Raw genomic sequence first — 22,811 nt, 5'->3', positions numbered from 1 at the left:
TCGGCGTTATACCAGCTTTTTCACCAGCGCTTCGCTGTGGCGAATCCGCTCCGGAGCGTGCTCAAGATCCTGCTGCACCAGCCCCATAAACAGGAGATCGGTCAGCATCATCTGCGCGCTGGTAGAAGAGATGGCGGCGCTGCGCGTGGCCTGCTCCTCCGCAATGGTGTACAGGCACAGCGTAGCCTGCTGCTGAAGCGCGTTGGGGTTAAAACCGGTGAGCGCCAGGATCTGGCTCCCTACCCGTAACGCTTCACCGGCCGCCATATTGATCTCGCGTCGTTCACCGGAGTAGGAGATGGCCAGCAGCAGATCGTCCGGCGACATCGCCTGTACCGTGGCCAGCAGCGCGTGCATATCCTGTTCAGAGACGGCGTTAATGCCGATTTTCATTAGCTTCCAGCTAAAGTTTCTCGCCACCAGGCCCGATGCGCCGATACCGGTAATGATCACCCGTCGGGCGTGGCGCAGCAGCGTGACGGCTTCCAGCAGCTTCTCTTCGGTGTTGACGTCCAGCGAGGCGTGCATAGCCGCGATGTTATCCTTAATCAGCTTTTCGCCAACCAGCCGAAGAGGATCGTCGCCGCGAATCTGATTATGCACCGGTACGGACTGCGGCGTAGGGGCGCTTGCCAGGGCTTCGCTCAGCGCCAGCTTTAACGCCGGGAAGCCTTTGAAGCCCATTTTCTGCGCAAATTTCACTACGCTTGACTGACTGACGCCGGCTTCGCCCGCCAGCTGCTGTGAGCTAAGGTGGCGGGTTTGATCCGGTTGAGCCAGAATGAAATCGGCCAGTTTTTTATCGCTTGCGGCCAACGTAGGGTAGCGCTGGCGAATACGGGTCAAACAGTTCATAGCGGCTCCGGAGGACAGCTTCACCCTCGGCTGAAAGAATTTTGTATTCGATTATAAGAGGATTATCGCGAATTAAAAATTCTATGCCTAAGATTTCTCTGCAAATGTGTTTTCTTAATCCGGATTCAACGACAGCGTATGTTTTCGCTATTGGCGACGCAAGGCTGTTAAGCTATTGGTAATCGAGCGATCGTACATGGGAGTAGGTTTTGAATAGCAGCACGCGGAGAGTGGTTTTTTTTGATCTGGATGGAACCTTGCATCAGCAGGATATGTTCGGCAGCTTTTTGCGCTATATCCTGCGCCATCAGCCGCTGAATGCGCTGCTGGTGCTTCCTTTATTGCCTGTTATTGCCGCCGGACTGATGTTGTACGGTCGCGCCGCGCGCTGGCCGATGAGCCTGCTGCTGTGGGCTTCAACCTTCGGACGCAGCGAGCATCACCTTAAACGCCTGGAGGCCGATTTTGTTCGCTGGTTTCGCCAGCACGTTACGGCCTTCCCGGTGGTTCAGTCGCGGCTTAACCATTATCTGTCCAGCACGGACGCCGATGTCTGGCTGATTACCGGTTCGCCCCAGTCGCTGGTTGAGCAAGTCTATTTTGATACCGCCTGGCTACCGCGGGTCAATCTGATTGCCAGCCGGATGGAGCGGCGCTGCGGCGGCTGGGGGTTAACCCTTCGCTGCCTCGGCAATGAAAAGGTGGCGCAACTGGAACAGAAAATAGGCGCTCCGCTGCGATTGTATAGCGGCTACAGCGACAGCGAGCAGGACAACCCGCTGCTCAATTTTTGCCAGCACCGCTGGCGGGTGACGCCGCAGGGCGATCTTCAGCAGTTAGAATAGTGTGTAATACATAGCGCCCATGTATAATGCGCCCCGCTTTTCTGCAGGAGTGCCCGCTTTGTCTGACCATGAATTAAATGATGAATACTGGATGCGTCACGCCCTGACGCTGGCCAAACGCGCCTGGGAAGAGGGCGAAGTGCCGGTCGGCGCCGTGCTGGTGCATAATCATCAGGTCATCGGCGAGGGCTGGAACCGGCCAATCGGCCGCCACGATCCGACCGCGCACGCCGAGATTATGGCCCTGCGTCAGGGCGGACTGGTGCTGCAAAACTATCGCCTGATTGACGCAACGCTGTACGTTACCCTTGAGCCTTGCGTGATGTGCGCCGGAGCGATGGTGCACAGCCGTATTTCCCGGCTGGTATTTGGCGCCAGGGATGCGAAAACCGGCGCCGCCGGGTCGCTGATGGATGTGTTGCATCATCCAGGCATGAATCATCGGGTAGAAATAACGGAAGGGATTATGGCGGAGGCCTGTTCCGGCATGCTGAGCGATTTCTTTCGCTGGCGGCGCGAAGAGAAAAAAGCGCTGAAGCGAGCTGGCCAGCAAGTGCAGGACTAATGCCCGGCGCCGGGGATTTTTAATTTTGCGTTATCAACCAGCGTTTCGGCGCGAAAGTTGAAAAAGGACGAAGCGTACTGTTCCGGTTTATCCAGCTCATCCGGCATGACCGCCGGATAGTGTTCGCCCAGGGCCGCCATCTGCGCCTCTTTTCTCTCTTTTTCAGAGAGATAGCCCACAAGGCTAATATGATATTTGCGAATGTTTTCGACGTAGGCGTAGGCTTCGTGTCCGCGTGCAAAGCCGTACTTCAGGCGGCTATAGTAGTTTTTCTGGCTTAACAGCGGCAGACGCTGTTTGACATCGGCCCAGCTATTCGGGTCGCCTTTCTGCTTTTTCGTCAGCGCCATCGCGTCAAGCATGTGCGCGTAGCCCATATTGTAAGCCGCCAGCGCAAACCAAATGCGCTCGTCCTGCGGCACCGACTCCGGCACTTTATTCATCATATCCTGCAAATAACGCATACCGCCGTCGATGCTTTGTTCGGCGTCGGTGCGATCGGTCAACCCCAGGCTTTGGGCCGTATTGCGGGTAAGCATCATTATCCCGCGCACGCCGGTAGGAGAGGTGGCCTGCGGATCCCAGTGCGATTCCTGCCACGAAATAGCCGCCAGCAGACGCCAGTCTATCTGTCGGGCATATTTTTCAAACATCGGCTGCAGGTCCGGGAGAACGCTTTCTACGGCGCGCAGGAAGGTGCGGGTGTCGACATAATCAAAATCGTTGCCGTGGCCGAGGTATTTCTCCTCCAGCCTCGCCAGGGTGCCGTCTTCATTAATATTATTGAAGAAATCGAGCATTGCCGCCGACAGGGAATTGTCTTCGCCTTTTTCGCTAAACCAGGTGACCGGCTGCTCGTCGCTGATATCGAGGGCGACGGCCAGCTCCGGGTGAACGCGCTGGAACAGGCTGACGGCGACCGAATCCGCCACGGTATAGTCGAGCTTACCATCGATGACCGCCTGCATTAGCGCCGTCGTCCCGCGCTTATCGTCCACGCGCCAGTCGAGGTCGGGATATTTTTGCTCTTTCAATGCCTGGAGATCGTTAATCGCCACGTGCCCGGGAGCGATCGCCAGCTGCGCGGCGGTAAGATTTGCCAGGGTGCGCGGGCGCAGGTTGCCTTTGCGATACACCAGCTGTTGCGAAACGGAATAGTAGGTCGGTCCGACCTGATAGTTTTTCACCCGCTCGGAGTTGTAGACCAGACCGGCAGCCAGCATGTCGGCTTTGCCTTCATCGAGATCGTCGAAGAGCTGGCTGATATTCTGCCTGACGGTGACTTTGAGCTCGACGCCAAGGTAGTCGGCAAACTGCTGCGCCAGCTCATAATCAAAACCGTAGGTTTTATCATTGAGGGTCGCGAAGGTCATCGGCGAATTAATGGTGCTGATGCGCAGTTCTCCGCGCGCCATGATCCCCGCCACGCGGTTTTCTGGTTTACCCATCCACGGGAGAGACGGCCACAGGGCGGCCGCCAGCAGGAGGGTCACAATGCCGATGAGCAGATAATTAATCTTTAGTTTTTTCAGATAGTTAATCTTCTGCAGCTTCGGGTTCCTCAGCAGATTATGACCAGAAAAAGTAAAAGGTTGTCTTGGATTGAGCGGCATTTTGCTTAAGAATGCGTCAGTTGGCAACTTATTCGCGAGATGAGTCACATTAATTGATAAACCCCGGCAATCATTTTATTTCTACGCAAACGGTTTCGTCGGGGCGCAGGATTCACTATAATGGCGCCCGTTTCCCCCCTGGCTCACCATGAAAGCTTCGAAGACGAGAGACTTATGATGGAAATTTTGCGTGGTTCACCTGCACTGTCGGCATTCCGTATCAATAAACTGCTGGCACGTTTCCAGGCGGCCAACCTTCCGGTCAGCACGATATATGCCGAGTACGTTCATTTTGCCGACCTTAGCGCCCCGCTCAGCGGCGACGATCGCGAGAGTCTGGCAAGGTTGCTCAAATATGGCCCGAACCTAAGCAGCCATACTCCAACCGGCAAGCTACTGCTCGTTACCCCCCGTCCCGGCACCATCTCTCCCTGGTCTTCTAAAGCTACCGACATCGCCCATAACTGCGGCCTGTCTCAGGTGGTGCGTCTGGAACGCGGCGTGGCGTATTACGTCGAAGCGGGCAGCCTGAATGACGAACAGTGGTCGCTGGTGGCGGCCGAACTGCATGACCGCATGATGGAAAGCGTCTTCACGGCGCTGGAAGAGGGTGAAAAACTCTTCGCCCACCATCAGCCCACTCCGGTCACCAGCGTTGACCTGCTGGGCCTCGGCCGTCAGGCGCTGATTGACGCCAACCTCCGTCTGGGGCTGGCGCTGGCCGAGGATGAAATCGACTATTTGCAGGATGCTTTCCAGAAGCTGGGCCGCAACCCGAACGATATCGAACTTTATATGTTCGCGCAGGCGAACTCTGAGCACTGCCGACACAAGATTTTTAACGCCGACTGGGTCATTGATGGCGAAAAGCAGCCGAAGTCGCTGTTCAAAATGATCAAAAACACCTTTGAGAAAACCCCGGACTACGTGCTGTCTGCTTATAAAGACAACGCCGCGGTAATGGAAGGTTCAGCCGTGGGTCGCTACTTCGCCGACCACGAAACCGGCCGCTACGACTTCCACCAGGAAGACGCGCATATTCTGATGAAGGTCGAAACCCATAACCACCCGACGGCGATCTCTCCGTGGCCGGGCGCGGCGACCGGTTCCGGCGGCGAAATTCGCGATGAAGGCGCGACCGGGCGCGGCGCGAAACCGAAGGCGGGCCTGGTGGGCTTCTCTGTTTCGAACCTGCGTATTCCCGGTTTTGAACAGCCGTGGGAAGAGGATTTCGGCAAGCCGGATCGCATCGTCACCGCGCTGGATATCATGACCGAAGGCCCGCTGGGCGGCGCGGCGTTTAACAACGAATTCGGTCGTCCGGCGCTTAACGGCTACTTCCGTACCTATGAAGAGAAGGTCGCCAGCCACAACGGCGAAGAGCTGCGCGGCTATCACAAGCCCATTATGCTGGCGGGCGGTATCGGCAACATTCGCGGCGAACACGTGCAGAAGGGCGAGGTTGTCGTCGGCGCGAAGCTGATTGTTCTCGGCGGCCCGGCGATGAACATCGGCCTCGGCGGCGGTGCGGCCTCTTCAATGGCCTCCGGCCAGTCTGATGCCGATCTGGATTTTGCCTCCGTACAGCGCGATAACCCGGAGATGGAACGTCGCTGCCAGGAAGTTATCGACCGCTGTTGGCAGCTGGGCGACGCCAACCCGATTCTGTTTATCCACGACGTCGGCGCCGGCGGTCTGTCGAACGCGATGCCGGAACTGGTCAGCGACGGCGGACGCGGCGGTAAATTCCAACTGCGCGATATCCTCAGCGATGAGCCGGGCATGAGCCCGCTGGAGATCTGGTGTAACGAATCGCAGGAACGTTATGTGCTGGCGGTCGCGCCGGAGCAGCTGCCGCTGTTTGATGAGCTGTGCCGCCGCGAACGCGCGCCGTACGCGGTGATTGGCGAAGCCACCGAAGCGCTGCATTTGAGCCTCGACGATAGCCATTTTGACGATCGCCCGATCGACCTGCCGCTTGACGTGCTGCTGGGCAAAACGCCGAAAATGACCCGCGACGTGCAGACGCTGAAAGCCCAGGGCCAGAGTCTGGTACGTCAGGAAATCACTATTGCCGACGCGGTGAATCGCGTGCTGCACCTGCCGACCGTGGCGGAGAAAACCTTCCTCGTCACCATCGGCGACCGCACCGTCACCGGTATGGTGGCGCGCGATCAGATGGTGGGGCCGTGGCAGATCCCGGTGGCTAACTGCGCGGTGACTACCGCCAGCCTTGACAGCTATTACGGCGAAGCCATGTCTATTGGCGAACGCGCGCCGGTGGCGCTGCTGGACTTTGCCGCTTCCGCCCGTCTGGCGGTCGGCGAGGCGCTGACCAACATCGCGGCGACGCAGATTGGCGCGCTCAATCGCGTGAAGTTGTCGGCAAACTGGATGGCCGCAGCCGGTCACCCGGGCGAAGACGCCGGGTTATATGAAGCGGTAAAAGCGATTGGCGAAGAGCTTTGCCCGGCCCTGGGACTGACCATTCCGGTGGGTAAAGACTCCATGTCGATGAAAACCCGCTGGCAGGAAGGTACCGAACAGCGCGAGATGACCTCTCCGCTGTCGCTGGTGATTTCCGCCTTTGCCCGCGTGGAAGACGTACGCCGTACCGTCACCCCGCAGCTCGCAACCGTTGATAACGCCCTGCTGCTGATTGATTTAGGCAAGGGGAACAATGCCCTGGGCGCGACCGCGCTGGCGCAGGTTTACCGTCAGCTTGGCGATGTGACTGCCGACGTTCGCGATGTCGCGCAGCTGAAAGGCTTCTGGGATGCGATGCAGGCGCTGGTGGCTGAAGGTAAGCTGCTGGCGTGGCACGACCGGTCTGACGGCGGCCTGCTGGTCACGCTGGCCGAGATGGCCTTTACCGGCCACTGCGGCGTCAAGGTTGATATCGCCGCGCTCGGCGAGGATCGTCTGGCCGCGCTGTTTAACGAAGAGCTTGGCGGCGTGATTCAGGTGCGTGCCGCCGACCGCCAGGCGGTGGAAGCGCTGCTGGCCGCTCATGGTCTGGCGGATTGCGTTCACTATCTTGGCCAGGCTACGGCGGGCGATCGCTTTGTCATCGAGGCCGACGGTCATCCGCTATTCAGCGAAAGCCGCACAACGCTGCGCATGTGGTGGGCGGAAACCACCTGGCAAATGCAGCGTCTGCGCGATAACCCGGAGTGCGCCGACCAGGAGCACGAGGCGAAAGCCAACGACGCCGATCCGGGCCTCAACGTGAAGCTCTCCTTCGATATCAATGAGGATATCGCGGCGCCTTATATTGCCACCGGCGCGCGTCCGAAGGTCGCGGTGCTGCGCGAGCAGGGCGTAAACTCCCACGTTGAAATGGCGGCAGCGTTCCATCGTGCCGGCTTTGATGCCATCGACGTGCACATGAGCGACCTGCTGGCGGGCCGTACCGGTCTTGCTGACTTCCAGGCGCTGGTGGCCTGCGGCGGATTCTCCTACGGTGACGTTTTAGGCGCCGGTGAGGGCTGGGCGAAATCAATCCTGTTCAATGAGCGGGTTCGCGACGAATTTGCCACTTTCTTCCATCGTCCGCAAACCCTGGCGCTGGGCGTGTGCAACGGCTGCCAGATGATGTCTAACCTGCGCGAGCTGATCCCGGGCAGCGACCTGTGGCCGCGCTTTGTGCGTAACCAGTCAGACCGCTTTGAAGCGCGCTTCAGCCTGGTTGAGGTGACCCAGAGCCCGTCGCTGCTGCTGCAGGGAATGGTGGGATCGATGATGCCGATTGCCGTATCCCACGGTGAAGGGCAGGTTGAAGTCCGCGATGGCGCGCATCTGGCGCATCTGGAAAGCAAAGGCCTGGTGGCGCTGCGCTTCGTCGATAACTTCGGTAAAGTGACGGAAAACTATCCGGCTAACCCGAACGGGTCGCCGAACGGCATCACCGCGGTGACCAGCGAAAGCGGGCGCGCGACCATTATGATGCCGCACCCGGAGCGCGTGTTCCGTACCGTGTCGAACTCCTGGCACCCGGAAAACTGGGGCGAAGACAGCCCGTGGATGCGTATTTTCCGCAACGCGCGTAAACAGCTGGGCTAAAAACCGTTCGCGAATCGCATTAAGCCTCCTGCCCGCGCAGGAGGCTTTTTTATTTGTGAAGCTCATCGGCAAAAGGTGTCGGGGATCGCCGACAAACGCGCTATAGAGATGTCGTCAAAAGGAGACATTTAACCTGTTGATTTATAATAGCATTGCTAAACCATTCATCCGGTGTTGCTAATCAGCGACACTTTGCGCAAAAAACGATCATCATTATTTATACGCTTGAATAGTAAAAAGGTATTATATTTCATTGTGTTAATAAAATGTTTTGAGATGTGGCATAGTTCGTGCATAATTATAACCAGTGGCTCATTCACCTTCTTATGTCAGCCCCTTCGGGACGCGCTACATAAACTTCGAATGACGCACAAACAGGTGCCTGCCGTCCAACTCCTGATAACAGCTCTGCTTTATCAGTCATCGGGCGAAACGTCGAGTAAGGCACCGCCTCATTGCTTAATAAAGCCAGGCTCCCGTAGCCTGGCTTTATTATTTCTGGCGTAGATGTTTCTTGCGTCCTCAGTTAGCATCGTCATGAGCTAATGATTGAGACACTATCCTTGAAGCGACTCTCCCTTTTTCCCCGTTCGCTGCGCCAGCTGGTCACGCTATCCTTCGTGCTGATCTTGCTTCCGCTGCTGGTGCTGGCATGGCAGGCGTGGCAAAGCCTCAACGCGCTGAGCGCGCAGGCGGCGCATATCAACCGTACCACGCTTATCGATGCCCGCCGCAGCGAAGCGATGATTAACGCATCGCTGGAGATGGAACGTAGCTACCGTCAGTACTGCGTGCTGGACGATCCGACGCTGGCGCGGGTCTACCAGAATCAGCGCCAACGCTACAGTGAAATGCTCGATGCTCACGCGGGCGTCCTGCCTGATGAGAAAATCTGGCGGGCGTTGCGTCAGGATCTCGACGATCTGGCGGAGCTGCAGTGTAAAAATAGCGGTCCGGCGGCGAAGTCAGCCGCCAGCCTGGAAGCGTTTGCCTCCGCCAATAGCGACATGGTTCAGGCGACCCGAACGGTGGTCTATTCGCGCGGGCAGCAGCTGCAGCAGGAAATCGCCGAGCGCGGTCAGTTCTTCGGCTGGCAGGCGCTGGTGCTGTTTCTGCTCAGCCTGGCGCTGGTGCTGCTTTTTACCCGCATGATTATCGGCCCGGTGAAGGGCATTGAGAGAATGATTAACCGGCTGGGGGAGGGAAAATCCCTGGATGACGCCGCGCTGTTTACCGGTCCGCGCGAGTTGCGCTCCGTCGGCAAACGCATTATCTGGCTGAGCGAACGCCTTGCCTGGCTGGAATCCCAGCGGCATCAGTTCCTGCGCCATCTTTCCCATGAGCTGAAAACGCCGCTGGCCAGCATGCGCGAAGGGACAGAGCTGCTTGCCGACCGGGTGGCCGGGCCGCTGACGCCCGAGCAGCAGGAGATCGTGGAGATTCTGGATAACAGCAGCCGCAACCTGCAAAAGCTGATTGAGCAGCTGCTGGACTACAACCGCAAACAGGCCGATGGCCCGATTGCGCGCGAGACGGTCAACCTGGCCGAACTGGTGGAAAACGTGGTTTCCGCCCACAGCCTGCCGGCAAGAGCTAAAATGATGCATACCGAACTGGCGCTCAGCGAGCGTTTTTGCGAAGCGGAGCCTGCTCTGCTGGTGAGCGTACTGGATAATCTCTACTCCAATGCGGTGCACTATGGTGCTGAATCCGGTAACATTCGAATCCATAGCTATCGGCACGGCGAGCAGGTGCGCATTGACGTCATTAACAACGGCGAGCCGATCCCGCCCGCAGAGAGAAACATGATTTTTGAGCCTTTTTATCAGGGAAGCCACCAGCGTAAAGGGGCGGTAAAAGGCAGCGGTCTGGGGCTGAGCATTGCCCGCGACTGTGTACGGCAAATGCAGGGCGAGCTGAGCCTGGTTGATGATAAATCCGGGCTAATCTGTTTTCGTATCACGCTCCCCGTCGCCGAGTCTGGAAAAAATAACGTATAACTATCGGGTGATTATGTCCCACTTCTTCGCACTTGTCCGTCCCCTCAGGGGATGGCTGCTGTCAGGCATTTCGTGCCTGGCGCTGGCGGGATGTTCCGCCTCTACATCACCACACGCTGCGGATGGCAAAACGCTCTCCGCGCTGCCGCAGCACCAGGTCGCCGATTTTCTTTCGGTCGAGTGCGCCGACATCTGGACCCTGCAGAGCGACGCCAGCGATAAAAACCCGCTGTACTGGCTGCGGGGAATTGACTGCGCGGATCGCCTTGCTCCGGTACAGGCGCGGGCTGAAGCCCGGCAGCACGATGCCAACAGCTGGCAGGATGCCTTTAAGCGCGGCATTTTGCTGGCCGATGCCAAAATCACGCCCAATGAGCGTCGCGATCTGGTGGCCAGCCTGGATACCTTTAGCCCGCAAATTGCCGCCCAGGTTCGCCCGCTCTATCAGCTCTGGCGCGATGCCCAGGGCCGGCAGCTTCAGCTGATTGACGAGCGCTCCCGCTACGCCAAACTGCAGCAGTCAAGCGATGCGGAGCTTGAGACGCTGCGTCAGCAGGAAATTGAATTACGCAATCAGCTCGAGCTGACGACCCGCAAGCTGGAGAATCTCACCGATATCGAGCGTCAGCTCTCCAGCCGTAAACCCGGCGGGAACTTTAGCTCAGACGCCGGGCACGGCAGCGATAAAGTCCCGGAGGTGATTCATGACGATCCGTAAACCCGCCCGCCTGCTGTTAGTGGACGACGATCCGGGCCTGCTGAAGCTGCTGGGCATGCGTCTTGTCAGCGAAGGATACAGCGTGCTGACCGCCGAGAGCGGGCCGGAGGCGCTGCGCATGCTGGGCCGTGACAAAGTGGATCTGGTGGTCAGCGATCTGCGGATGGACGAGATGGACGGCCTTCAGCTGTTCAGCGAAATCCAGAAGGTGCAGCCGGGAATGCCGGTGATTATTCTCACCGCGCACGGTTCCATTCCGGACGCCGTCGCCGCGACCCAGCAGGGTGTGTTTAGCTTTCTGACCAAGCCGGTGGATAAAGACGCCCTGTATAAAGCCATTGATGACGCGCTGGAGCAGAGCGCGCCGACGACCGATGAGCGCTGGCGCCAGGCGATTGTGACCCGTAGCCCGCTGATGGAGCGCCTGCTGGAGCAGGCCGGGATGGTGGCGCAGTCGGACGTCAGCGTGCTGATTAACGGCCAGAGCGGTACCGGCAAGGAGATTATCGCCCAGGCCATCCATAACGCCAGCCCGCGCCGGGACAAACCCTTTGTCGCTATTAACTGCGGCGCGCTCCCCGAACAGCTGCTGGAGTCGGAGCTATTCGGCCACGCGCGCGGCGCCTTTACCGGCGCGGTCAGCAACCGGGAGGGGCTATTTCAGGCCGCGGAAGGCGGCACGCTGTTTCTGGATGAGATCGGCGATATGCCGGTGGCGTTACAGGTAAAACTGCTGCGCGTTTTACAAGAGCGTAAAGTCCGCCCGCTGGGCAGCAATCGCGATATCGACATTGATGTGCGGATTATTTCTGCGACCCATCGCGACCTGCCAAAAGCGATGGCGCGCGGCGAGTTTCGCGAAGATCTGTTTTACCGCCTGAACGTGGTGAATCTGAAAATCCCGCCGCTGGCCGAGCGTACGGAAGATATTCCGCTGCTGGCGAACCATCTGCTGCGCCAGTCTGCCGATCGCCATAAACCCTTTGTACGCGCATTCTCCACGGATGCGATGAAGCGGCTGATGGCCGCCAAATGGCCGGGCAACGTGCGCCAACTGGTGAACGTGATTGAGCAGTGCGTGGCGCTGACCTCTTCGCCGGTCATTAGCGACGCGCTGGTGGAACAGGCGCTGGAAGGGGAAAACACCGCGCTGCCGACGTTTGTCGAGGCGCGGAACCAGTTTGAGCTCAATTACCTGCGCAAGCTGCTGCAAATTACCAAAGGCAACGTCACGCATGCGGCGCGGATGGCGGGGCGCAACCGCACCGAATTTTATAAGCTGCTGTCGCGCCACGAGCTCGACGCTAACGACTTTAAAGAGTAGCTCCGTAGGATGACGCAAGTTATGATACGGTTAGCAACCGGTTACGCGACTAAGACAGGAACACCATGAAAAAGATTGATGCGATTATTAAACCTTTCAAACTGGATGACGTGCGCGAAGCGCTGGCCGAAGTCGGCATCACCGGGATGACGGTAACGGAAGTGAAAGGCTTTGGCCGCCAGAAGGGGCATACCGAGCTGTATCGCGGCGCGGAGTATATGGTGGATTTTCTGCCGAAAGTGAAAATCGAAATCGTTGTCACCGATGATATCGTCGACACCTGCGTGGATACCATCATCCGTACGGCGCAGACCGGCAAAATCGGCGACGGTAAAATCTTTGTCTTCGATGTCGCGCGCGTGATTCGTATCCGCACCGGCGAAGAAGACGACGCGGCGATTTAAGCTTAAAAAACGGATGATGGCTTAAGAACTTCAATTCCATCCAGATTTGTAGCCCCGGTAAGCGCACCGCCACCGGGGTTATTATACCGGGTTACAGCACCTTATGCGGCCCGAAACATTCGTAATGGATGTTGTCCTTATTGACTCCCAATTCAACCAGCTGCTGCGCGGCAAATTGCATAAACGCCACCGGGCCGCAGAGATAGAACTGCATCTGCGGGTCGCCGATCTTGTCGGCCAGGGCCGATAAATCCATCAAACCTTCGCTATCAAACGCGTCCGCCTGACGGTCCGCTTCGCTCGGACTGCGGTACCAGACGTGAGAAGTAAACTTCGGCAGCGTTTCACCCAGCGCTTTCACTTCGTCCGCGAAGGCGTGCACGTCGCCGTTCTCTGCCGCATGGAACCAGTTCACCTGCGCCGGATGCTGCGCTTTCGCCAGTACGTCAAGCATCGCCAGCATCGGCGTCTGCCCCACGCCGCCGGAGAGCAGCGTGACCGGCGTTTCTGGCGCCACGTTGAGGAAGAAATCTCCTGCAGGTGCCGCCAGATAAACCACATCGCCTTCTTTGGCGGAATCATGCAGCCAGTTCGACACCTGCCCGCCGTTTTCGCGCTTAACCGCAATGCGATAGCCTTTGCCGTCGGGTTTGCGGGTCAGGGAGTACTGACGAATTTCCTGATGTGGGAAACCTTCCGGCTTCAGCCAGACCGCCAGATACTGGCCTGGATGATATTCCGCTACCGCGCCGCCGTCGACCGGCTCAAATTCAAAGCTGGTAATCAGCGCGCTGCGCGGCGTTTTTTTGACGATGCGGAACGCGCGGGTGCCTTCCCAGCCGCCGGTTTTGCTGGCGCTTTCGTTATAGATTTGCGCTTCACGATTAATAAAGACGTTGGCCAGTATGCCGTAGGCCTTGCCCCAGGCATCCAGTACTTCCTGGCCCGGACTGAACATTTCGTCAAGAGTGGCCAGCAGGTGGGTACCGACAATGTTGTACTGCTCGGGCTGGATCTGGAAGCTGGTGTGCTTCTGGGCGATTTTCTCCACCGCCGGCAGCAGGGCAGGCAGGTTCTCAAGATTGCTGGCATAGGCGGCAATAGCGTTGAACAGCGCCTCGCGCTGGTCGCCGTTGCGCTGATTGCTCATATTGAAGATTTCTTTGAGTTCAGGATTATGAGCAAACATCCGGTCGTAAAAATGGGCGGTCAGTTTCGGACCGGTTTCAACCAGCAGGGGGATGGTGGCTTTCACCGTAGCGATGGTTTGCGCGTCGAGCATAGCAGCTTCCTTTGTAGGTTATCTTAATGATGCATTTTGAATGCATCTTATAAAAATACCCCTGCTTTGTAAATGGTTCTTTAACGCTTTGCCCTACGGCAGTGACAACATGAAATATTCGCATCACAAACCTGAAAACAAATCCGTTGATAATTGCAGGAGCTTTATTGCTCAAAGCCTTGTGTTACGCGGAGCCAATCGTTTGCGTAAAATCCTTTGTCAAGACCTGTTATCACAGAATGATTCAGTTATACTGTGGGCCGTTGTCCAATCGGACCGCCTTTTAAGGCCGAAATTCTATTGTTAGCTGAGTCAGGAGATGCGGATGTTAAAGCGTGAAATGAACATTGCCGATTATGATGCCGAACTGTGGCAGGCTATGGAGCAAGAAAAAGTACGTCAGGAAGAGCACATCGAACTGATCGCCTCCGAAAACTACACCAGCCCACGCGTTATGCAGGCGCAGGGCTCTCAGCTGACTAACAAATACGCTGAAGGCTATCCGGGTAAGCGCTACTACGGCGGCTGTGAATACGTCGATATCGTGGAGCAACTGGCTATCGACCGCGCGAAAGAGCTGTTTGGCGCTGACTACGCTAACGTGCAGCCGCACTCCGGTTCCCAGGCCAACTTCGCGGTCTATACCGCTCTGCTGCAGCCGGGCGACACCGTTCTGGGTATGAACCTGGCGCAAGGCGGTCACCTGACTCACGGTTCTCCGGTTAACTTCTCAGGCAAACTGTATAACATCATTCCTTACGGCATTGATGAGTCCGGCAAAATTGACTACGAAGATATGGCGAAGCAGGCTCAGGAACACAAACCGAAGATGATTATCGGTGGTTTCTCTGCCTACTCCGGTATCGTTGACTGGGCAAAAATGCGCGAAATCGCTGACAGCATTGGCGCATACCTGTTCGTTGACATGGCCCACGTTGCCGGCCTGATTGCCGCAGGCGTGTACCCGAACCCGGTTCCGCATGCGCACGTGGTGACCACCACTACCCATAAAACCCTGGCGGGTCCGCGCGGCGGCCTGATCCTGGCGAAAGGCGGTAGCGAAGAACTGTACAAAAAACTGAACTCTGCCGTATTCCCGAGCGCCCAGGGCGGCCCGCTGATGCACGTTATCGCGGCCAAAGCGGTTGCGCTGAAAGAAGCGATGGAGCCAGAGTTCAAAGTCTATCAGCAGCAGGTTGCTAAAAACGCCAAAGCGATGGTGGAAGTGTTCCTGAACCGCGGCTACAAAGTGGTTTCTGGCGGCACTGAAAACCATCTGTTCCTGCTGGATCTGGTGGATAAAAACCTGACCGGTAAAGAAGCTGACGCTGCGCTGGGTCGCGCCAACATCACGGTCAACAAAAACAGCGTACCGAACGATCCGAAGAGCCCGTTTGTGACCTCCGGTATCCGTATCGGTTCTCCGGCGGTCACCCGTCGCGGCTTTAAAGAAGCGGAAGTGAAAGAGCTGGCCGGCTGGATGTGCGACGTGCTGGACAACATCAATGATGAAGCGGTCATTGAGCGCGTGAAGGGCAAAGTGCTGGACATCTGCTCCCGCTTCCCGGTTTATGCGTAATCGTAGTCGTTAAAATTAAAAAGGCCGCAATCGCGGCCTTTTTTGCGTCTGAAGATTAGCGTCGATCGAGGGAAATAGCGCCGGGCCCGGTTATTGCCAGCAGCAGGAAGGCGCCGGCAATGCTGACGTTTTTCCAGAAGTTAATCATGTTCGGCAGCACCGCATCGCCAGACATATCCCAGTAGTGATGGCCTATTACCGCGGTGCCAAGAGTATAAAAAATAAAGATCACCGCCAGAGGGCGGGTGAAAAAGCCCAGCACAATTAAAATGGCCGCCGGCACTTCCATAATAATGGCAATGATGGCCGCAAGCGTTGGCATCGGCGCGCCGGAGGAGGCCATGTACTGCACCGTGCCGCTAAAGCCGAGCAGCTTGGGATAACCGAAAAGAATAAACAGCACCACTACCGCGATACGCGCAATCAGCAGCAGCAGAGAGCGGGAGGAGCCAAAGTCAAAGTAGCGTAGAGTGTTCATAATCAGCTCGTTATGAGAGACGTGTGATTTAAACGTACTACACAAATTTGCGCTCCGCCACGTCCTCTGACGATTAACGCAGCGTTTGCAATTGCTCCTCAACATACAGATAACCGATCCCCATCAGCTGCTGGGCGCGGGTCAGTGTGCCAAAGCCGATTTGAGTGGCGTGCGCTCGCGGCGTATCGCCGTGGTCAAAGGGATTAAAGCCGGTTTGTTTAACGATACTTTCCAGCCACTGTTCGCCAAAGGCACAGCTGCGACCGTATAGCCAGATCTGATTAATATTCAAAATATTCAAGAAATTATAAAGGCTTAAGCCAATGGCGTTGGCCGCGCTGTCAACCCATGCGCGAATATGCACGTCCCCCTTTTCCCAGGCCTCAATGAGCGATGCCGTGGTTAACTGCTCCGGGGAGCGCTGCGCCTCAGGCTGGGTTTTGAGCCACATTCGCGCCTGTTTTTTCAACGCGCTGAGGGAGGCTACGGTTTCAAGACAGCCGTATCTGCCGCAGTCGCAGGCCTTGCCGTCAGGATTCACAATCGTGTGTCCAATCTGCCCGCTGCCGTAGAGGCTTCCTCGATAAATCTGATCGTTAATCACAAACGATGAGCCAATACCGTAATCGACGTTGATCACGCAAAAATCCGGTTGTGGGCCCTGATGCTGCCATTTCTCGGCCAGCGCCAGCATCACGCAGTCATTATCTACCCGCACCTGCACGCCGAGCTGTTCTTCCAGCAGATACTTTATTTCAATCGGCGTTTTCCAGCGCGCCTGGGGCATAGTTTGTGAAACGCCGGTTATCGGATCTACCTGACCATGGACGCCAAGCGCCAGATGAATACTGTGCTGCGGGTAGAGACGGTGGATACGCCGCCAGCATGCAATAATGCTCTCCAGCAGGGCCTGCGGCGTAGGCGCGTCGATGGGCACATGCTGGCAGCCGTCAACTGCCAGTAGACGGGCGTCGGCAAGCTGATACTCAATACTGGTTGGCGTGATATTCATGCATAGCGTCCAGGCTCCGCGCGCGGGGATCTGGTAGCTTCCGCTGTTCATTCCGCGTTTGCTCATTTTTTCCGTGGAATGGTCGATCAGTCCCTCGCTGAGCAGCTCTTCAAGAATATTGCTCACCGCCGGAATAGAGAGTCCGGTGAGCTGAGAAAGCTGGGATTTACTCAGCTGCTTCTCCCGCCAGAGATGAGCCAGAAAAATGGATTTATTGGTCTGTCTGACCCGGGCGTTATTTAAACCGGTACGCTGCATACACTTAACTCCCTTAACTATATAGCGTGAGCATTGCGCATTTTAGCAGCTAAGTGACGATATAAACTCCTCTCATAGCGAATTTTACCTTACTTTGTTTAGTGGAGGCGTCATGTACGGTTCGGTTAAGGTCTGGCAGGAGATAATCACATTACCTACGTGGACAACGGGGGCGGAGGATCCGAACCCTATGTTTCTGGAAAAACGCGTTTATCAAGGTTCTTCCGGTAACGTTTATCCCTACGGCGTGATTGACACCCTGACCGGCGAACGTGAGATGCGCGATTATCAGGCAGTATGGATGGAGAATGATTTCATTCGAATTATGCTGTTACCGGAACTCGGCGGCCGTATACATCGGGCGTATGACAAGGTTAAACAGCGCGATTTCGTATATTACAATGAAGTGGTGAAGCCCGCCCTGGTGGGGCTGCTGGGGCCCTGGATTTCCGGCGGTATCGAGTTCAACTGGCCGCAGCATCATCGCCCGACGACCTTTATGCCGGTCGACTTTTCGATCCAGTGCGGGGAAAACGGCGTGCAGACCGTATGGATGGGGGAAGCGGAGCCCATGCGCGGTTTGCAGGTCATGACCGGGTTTACACTTTATCCTGACCGCGCGCTGATTGAAATTACCGGCAAGGTCTTTAACGGTAACGCCACGCCGCGTCATTTCCTGTGGTGGGCCAACCCGGCGGTAAAAGGCGGCGATGCTCATCAGAGCGTTTTTCCGCCCGACGTCACCGCCGTGTTCGATCACGGCAAGCGTGATGTTTCCGCTTTCCCTATTGCCACCGGCACCTACTACAAAGTCGACTATTCTGCGGGCGTCGATATCTCCCGTTATAAAAACGTTCCTGTACCCACCTCGTATATGGCGGAGAAATCGGACTACGATTTTGTCGGCGCTTATCACCACGACGAGCGCGGTGGGCTACTGCATGTCGCCGACCACCACGTTTCGCCGGGCAAAAAACAGTGGAGCTGGGGCTATGGCGACTTTGGCCAGGCGTGGGACCGCAATCTGACGGATGAAAACGGCCCCTATATTGAGCTAATGACCGGCGTCTACACCGATAACCAGCCTGACTTTACCTGGCTTGCGCCTTATGAAGAGAAGGTGTTTGTGCAAAATTTCCTTCCCTATAGCGAGCTGGGGATGGTGCAAAATGCCAATACGCAGCTGGCGCTGAAGCTGGTTCGCGATTCTGAGCAGCTGCAGCTCGGCGTTTACGCCATTGCGCCGCTGGAAAATATTGTTGTTGAACTCAGCGCGGAAAAGCAGCCGCTGTATGAGACTCAGCTTACGCTGAAGCCGGGAGAGAGCTGGCGGCATACGCTGCCGCAAAATGACGCCGGTCGTTTGACCATTAAGGTGAAAAGTGCAGACAAGCAAGTGCTACTGGATTATCACGAACATATTACTCAGCAGACGCCGCTGCCCGAACCGGCCTCTGCGCCGGCGATGCCTGAAGAGATTCACAACGGTGATGAGCTCTATTTTATCGGCCAGCATCTTGAACAATACAATCACGCCAGCCGCTATGCCGCAGATTACTATCGCCGGGCGATAGCCCTCGATCCGCAGGATTATCGTAATAATGTTGCTCTCGGGACGCTGGCGTTTAACCAGGCCGACTGGGTTTTAGCGGAGCAATGTGCCCGCGCCGCGCTACTCCGCGCTCATCGTCTGAATAAAAATCCGCGCGATGGCGAAGCCAGTATGCTGCTTGCCAGCGCGCTGGAAAGGCAGGGAGATGAACAAGGCGCCTGGGATCACTATTACAAAGCATCCTGGAGCGGTAACTGCCGCGATGCTGCATGGTGGGCGCTGGCGCGGCTGGCGATGAAGCGCGGTGATACGGTCGACGCGCTGGAAAAGGTCAACACCAGCCTGCAGTTCAACGCCAGCAACCATCTGGCTATGGGGCTGAAAGCGCTGGCGTTAGCGAAGAGCGGGCGGACGAAAGCGGCGCAGGAGTATATTTTCGCCTGCCTTAAACCATACCCGTTGAGCTATCCGCTGCACTGCGTGCGCTGGATGATTGAGCCCGGCGACGAAGCGCGAGAGAACCTGCTGCGGGTAACGGGGCGCAGAGGGATCAACGGCAGCCTGCTGGCGGGCTGGCTGCTCTCCATCGGTCAGAAGCAGGCGGCGAAGGAGGTGCTTGAGGTTCTGGATTGCCAGGAAGCGCTGCCGATGCTGTGGCGCGCCTCGTTAAGTGATGACGCGAATAAACGGCAACAGTTAATTGCCGAAGCCGAGCGCTGCCATCCGCAAAAAGTGCGTTTCCCCAATACGCTCGATGAAGTCCGGATGCTGCAAACTCTGAGCGATAGCGCTTTTGCCCGCTATCTGCTCGGTTGTTTCTGGTACAGCAAACGTCGCTATGAAGAGGCGGTCAGCTGCTGGCGCGAGACGCTGGAAAAATCTCCCGACTACGCGCCCGCTCATCGCCTGCTCGGGGTCTACGCCTGGAACAAACAACAGGATGCCGCGCAGGCGCTGGCTTATCTGCAGCGGGCCGTAGAGCTTGAGCCCGAAAATGCGCGCTTCCTCTTTGAGCTTGATTTCCTGAAAAAATCGCTGGGTACGCCGGTAAACGAACGACTGGAAACGCTGGCGGCGCGCAAAGCGGTGGTGCTGAAGCGGGACGATCTGACCGCTGAGCTGCTAAGCCTGTGGAACGCGGCCGGCCATTATGCCAATGCCGCCGCTATTCTCGGTACGCGCGTGTTTCATCCCTGGGAAGGCGGGGAAGGGAGAATCACCGGTCAGTATTTGCTCAATCAGCTGCATCGGGCTTTGCAGTTTATCGAACGCGAGGCGTTTACGCAGGCCGCGCACTGTCTGAAAGACGCATTACGCTATCCCGATAATCTGGGGGAGGGGCGACTGCCCGGGCAGACGGACAACGATATCTGGTATTTGCTGGGCTACTGCGCGGAACAGGCTGGGGATGCGCAGCAGGCAGCAGAATATTACCAGCTTGCCCTACAAGGAGGCTCAACGCTGGACGCCGGGCGTTACTACAACGATCAGCCCGCTGATTACCTTTTCTGGCAGGGCATCGCGCTGCGTAAGGGCGGTAACCCGGCGCAGGCCGAGCAGCACTTCCAGAATTTTATCGCCTGGGCCGGGCAGCATCGGGATGACGTTCCGCAAGCCGACTTTTTTGCCGTCTCTCTCCCGGATTTGGTGGTGCTTGATGTCTCAGCGCAGCAGCAGCACCAGCAGCACTGTTTGTTTATTGAAGCGCTGGGCCATCTGGGGCTGGGCAACTTATCCGCCAGCCAGCAGGCGATGCAGCAACTGCTGCAGCTGAACCCGGCTCATGATAAGGCGCATTTGATTCGTCACGCCCTGCAAAGCGGCATGTTTTCCTGAACCTGAACCTGAACCTGAACCTGAACCTGAACCTGAACCTGAACCTGAAACGGGCGGGCCTGGCCCGCCTGAACCCTACTGTTCCCTGCGTTTCCCTTATAGAGGAATCATTATGAATAACGCGCAGACACATCTGAAAATGGGCTACGTCTGGACTATCTGTCTGGTCGCCGCCTGCGGTGGTTTACTGTTTGGCTATGACTGGGTAGTCATTGGCGGCGCAAAGCCGTTTTATGAAGCCTGGTTTTCCATTACCGACCCGGCGCAGTCCGGTTGGGCAATGAGCTCGGCGCTGGTGGGCTGCGTTTTCGGCGCATTAATCTCGGGATGGTGCGCCGATAAACTCGGGCGTAAGCTGCCATTAATACTTTCCGCCGTGCTGTTCAGCGCTTCCGCGTGGGGGACGGCGGTCGCCAGTAGTTTCGACATGTTTGTGGTTTATCGCATTGTGGGCGGCGTGGGGATTGGTCTGGCATCCGCTCTCAGCCCGCTTTACATTGCCGAAGTCAGTCCGGCAGAAAAAAGAGGGCGCTTTGTTGCGGTCAACCAGCTCACTATCGTGATTGGCGTGCTGGCCGCTCAGCTTATCAACCTGATGATTGCGGAGCCGGTGGCGACGGGGGCAACGCAGCAGATGATTGTGGAAACCTGGAACGGACAGATGGGCTGGCGCTGGATGTTCGGTGCGGAACTGGTTCCGGCGCTGGCGTTTCTGGTCCTGATGTTTTTTGTTCCCGAATCGCCGCGCTGGCTCATGAAGGCCGGTAAGCCGGAGCGTGCCCGAGCCGCGCTGGAACGCATTGGTTCCGCCGACTATGCCGACAGAATATTACGCGACATCGCGCACACGCTGGAAAAAGATAACCATAAAGTATCCTATGGCGCACTGCTGGCTCCGCAGGTTAAACCGATCGTTATCATTGGCATGGTTCTCGCCGTCTTCCAGCAGTGGTGCGGAATTAACGTCATCTTTAACTACGCACAGGAGATTTTTGCCTCAGCGGGCTTCGATATTAACAGCACGCTTAAATCGATCGTCGCGACGGGGGTTGTAAACCTGGTATTTACCCTCGCCGCGCTGCCGCTGGTGGATAAAATCGGCCGCCGTAAACTGATGCTGCTTGGCGCTTCAGGCTTAACGCTGATCTATGTGCTGATTGCCGGCGCTTACGCCATGGGAATTATGGGCTGGCCGGTACTGTTGCTGGTGCTGGCGGCTATTGCTATTTACGCCTTGACCCTGGCGCCGGTCACCTGGGTGCTACTGGCGGAAATCTTCCCCAACCGCGTTCGCGGACTCGCGATGTCTTTAGGCACCCTGGCGCTATGGATTGCCTGTTTCTTGTTAACCTACACTTTCCCGCTGCTTAATGCCGGGCTGGGCGCGGCGGGCAGCTTCCTGCTGTATGGCGTCATTTGCGCTGCCGGCTATCTCTATATTCTGCGCAACGTGCCGGAAACGAAAGGGGTAACTCTCGAAGCCCTGGAAGAACAGCTGGCGCAACGCCATACGGGCGTTAATGCGGCGAAGCAGGAGCAGACGCGCTAATGGCGGAAGAGTGGATTCTGGAGAACGCGCATCTGCGGATGTGCGTCTCTTCTCTGGGCGGCAAAGTGCAAAGTTTATTCTCGCGGCAATACCAGGCGCCGGTGCTATATGAAAATCCCGCCGGCGGTATGTTTCCGATGCTGCCGATGGCCAATCGCGTCGCCGGAAACCGCTTTATTTTTCAGGGACGCGAGATAGTCCTGCCTCGTCACCACGCCGACGCGCATTTTTTTCTCCACGGCGACGGGTGGCTACAGCGCTGGGATATCATTGCGCGCGACGGCGACTTTTGCGTGTTACAGCTGCGTCGGCAACATGCCTGCGGTTTCGATTACCTGGCGCAGATCCGCTACCAGCTGCTGCGTAACCAACTGATAGCATCGCTGACGCTTACCCACTGCGGTAGCACGCCTATCCCCTACGGCTGCGGTTTTCATCCCTTTTTCTCCTTTGATAAGCGCAGCACGGTGCAGTTTACTGCCGGTGGCTACTGGCCGGAAGGGGAACAACACCTTCCGCTGGACTGGCAAAGCCATCTTCCCGGCTATGCCGATTTCAGCCACCCGCAGTACGGTGAGGATCGCTGGCTGAACGTCGGCTATTCCGGCTGGAGTGGACGAGCGAGGATAGTAAGTGATGTGATGACTATCACAATTCTTTCGCAAACTTCGTGGTTGATGCTCTTCAGAATGCAGGGTGAACCGTTCCTTTGCCTCGAGCCGCAAACTCACCCGGTAAACGCCCATAACATGGACGGCCAGCCGGGGCTGCGGGTTTTGGGCGCCGGAGATACGCTGAATTTTTCGCTAAAAATAGACGTTCAGGGGCGCGAGTAGCGCCATTTATGGGCGAGGGCATCTTGCACCCGCCCCGCTTTAT

Annotated in this window: 16 protein-coding genes; 11 read left to right on the top strand and 5 right to left on the bottom strand. The window is 57.1% G+C overall.

Features of this window, described 5'->3' with window-relative positions; translation table 11 throughout:
• Positions 1–6: 6 nt before the first annotated feature.
• Entirely contained in the window at positions 7–855 is an 849-nt protein-coding gene (locus BWI76_RS21290; RefSeq protein WP_004134895.1) for a MurR/RpiR family transcriptional regulator, read from the bottom strand.
• A gap of 209 nt (positions 856–1,064) precedes the next feature.
• On the opposite strand from BWI76_RS21290, the gene yfhb reads away from it, so the two are divergent.
• Together yfhb and tadA are read left to right on the top strand one after the other, a co-directional pair.
• Positions 1,065–1,700, top strand: coding sequence for a phosphatidylglycerophosphatase C (yfhb, locus tag BWI76_RS21285; RefSeq protein WP_004134897.1), 636 nt, complete (start codon positions 1,065–1,067; stop codon positions 1,698–1,700).
• A 58-nt stretch (positions 1,701–1,758) separates the two neighbouring features.
• A complete protein-coding gene (gene tadA / locus BWI76_RS21280; RefSeq protein ID WP_004134899.1) occupies positions 1,759–2,265 on the top strand; it encodes a tRNA adenosine(34) deaminase TadA in 507 nt (168 codons plus the stop codon).
• Here tadA and mltF read toward each other — a convergent pair.
• The gene (gene mltF / locus BWI76_RS21275; protein WP_024359368.1) at positions 2,262–3,878 is read right to left on the bottom strand and encodes a membrane-bound lytic murein transglycosylase MltF; all 1,617 of its coding nucleotides are present in this window, start codon (positions 3,876–3,878) and stop codon (positions 2,262–2,264) included. The genes tadA and mltF overlap by 4 nt on opposite strands.
• Before the next feature lie 174 nt (positions 3,879–4,052).
• Here mltF and purL point away from each other — a divergent pair, with 174 nt between their 5' ends.
• The 5 genes from purL (at position 4,053) to glnB (ending at position 12,386) form a co-directional block, all read left to right on the top strand.
• Positions 4,053–7,940: a phosphoribosylformylglycinamidine synthase gene (gene purL / locus BWI76_RS21265; protein ID WP_064371655.1), complete on the top strand. Its 3,888-nt coding sequence runs from the start codon at positions 4,053–4,055 to the stop codon at positions 7,938–7,940.
• Between the two features lie 563 nt (positions 7,941–8,503).
• On the top strand, positions 8,504–9,940 hold the full coding sequence (locus tag BWI76_RS21260; RefSeq protein ID WP_004134904.1) for a sensor histidine kinase: 1,437 nt from the start codon (positions 8,504–8,506) through the stop codon (positions 9,938–9,940).
• Between the two features lie 13 nt (positions 9,941–9,953).
• Positions 9,954–10,658: a two-component system QseEF-associated lipoprotein QseG gene (qseG, locus tag BWI76_RS21255; RefSeq protein WP_024359366.1), complete on the top strand. Its 705-nt coding sequence runs from the start codon at positions 9,954–9,956 to the stop codon at positions 10,656–10,658.
• A complete protein-coding gene (gene glrR / locus BWI76_RS21250; protein WP_024359365.1) occupies positions 10,645–11,982 on the top strand; it encodes a two-component system response regulator GlrR in 1,338 nt (445 codons plus the stop codon). Before qseG ends, glrR begins: the two co-directional genes overlap by 14 nt.
• Before the next feature lie 65 nt (positions 11,983–12,047).
• Complete coding sequence (glnB, locus tag BWI76_RS21245) at positions 12,048–12,386, top strand: nitrogen regulatory protein P-II (RefSeq protein ID WP_002914032.1); 339 nt, start codon at positions 12,048–12,050, stop codon at positions 12,384–12,386.
• Positions 12,387–12,477: 91 nt separating this feature from the next.
• On the opposite strand, the gene hmpA is transcribed toward glnB, so the two are convergent.
• A complete protein-coding gene (hmpA, locus tag BWI76_RS21240; RefSeq protein ID WP_024359364.1) occupies positions 12,478–13,668 on the bottom strand; it encodes an NO-inducible flavohemoprotein in 1,191 nt (396 codons plus the stop codon).
• 325 nt (positions 13,669–13,993) lie between these two features.
• Here hmpA and glyA point away from each other — a divergent pair, with 325 nt between their 5' ends.
• Entirely contained in the window at positions 13,994–15,247 is a 1,254-nt protein-coding gene (glyA, locus tag BWI76_RS21225; protein ID WP_004134918.1) for a serine hydroxymethyltransferase, read from the top strand.
• A 55-nt stretch (positions 15,248–15,302) separates the two neighbouring features.
• Here the strand turns inward: glyA and BWI76_RS21220 are convergent, their stop codons facing one another.
• Together BWI76_RS21220 and BWI76_RS21215 are read right to left on the bottom strand one after the other, a co-directional pair.
• Positions 15,303–15,725 carry a DoxX family protein gene (locus BWI76_RS21220; protein ID WP_004123642.1) on the bottom strand — a complete coding sequence of 141 codons (423 nt, stop codon included), beginning with the start codon at positions 15,723–15,725 and terminating at the stop codon, positions 15,303–15,305.
• Positions 15,726–15,798: 73 nt separating this feature from the next.
• A complete protein-coding gene (locus tag BWI76_RS21215) occupies positions 15,799–16,995 on the bottom strand; it encodes an ROK family transcriptional regulator (RefSeq protein WP_004134920.1) in 1,197 nt (398 codons plus the stop codon).
• Positions 16,996–17,107: 112 nt separating this feature from the next.
• Here BWI76_RS21215 and BWI76_RS21210 point away from each other — a divergent pair, with 112 nt between their 5' ends.
• The 3 genes from BWI76_RS21210 (at position 17,108) to BWI76_RS21200 (ending at position 22,768) form a co-directional block, all read left to right on the top strand.
• Entirely contained in the window at positions 17,108–20,383 is a 3,276-nt protein-coding gene (locus BWI76_RS21210; protein ID WP_064371613.1) for a DUF5107 domain-containing protein, read from the top strand.
• Between the two features lie 112 nt (positions 20,384–20,495).
• Positions 20,496–21,932 carry a sugar porter family MFS transporter gene (locus BWI76_RS21205; protein WP_024359362.1) on the top strand — a complete coding sequence of 479 codons (1,437 nt, stop codon included), beginning with the start codon at positions 20,496–20,498 and terminating at the stop codon, positions 21,930–21,932.
• Positions 21,932–22,768 (top strand): aldose 1-epimerase, encoded by an 837-nt coding sequence (locus tag BWI76_RS21200; protein ID WP_064343099.1) that lies wholly within the window; start codon positions 21,932–21,934, stop codon positions 22,766–22,768. The genes BWI76_RS21205 and BWI76_RS21200 overlap by 1 nt, the downstream gene beginning before the upstream one ends.
• The last annotated feature ends 43 nt before the right edge of the window (positions 22,769–22,811 follow it).

The sequence above is a fragment of the Klebsiella sp. M5al genome (assembly GCF_002090195.1).
GTDB classification, from domain to species: domain Bacteria; phylum Pseudomonadota; class Gammaproteobacteria; order Enterobacterales; family Enterobacteriaceae; genus Klebsiella; species Klebsiella grimontii.
The sequence above is the reverse complement of the archived record's forward strand: the minus strand, read 5'-3'. Positions and strand labels throughout refer to the sequence as shown.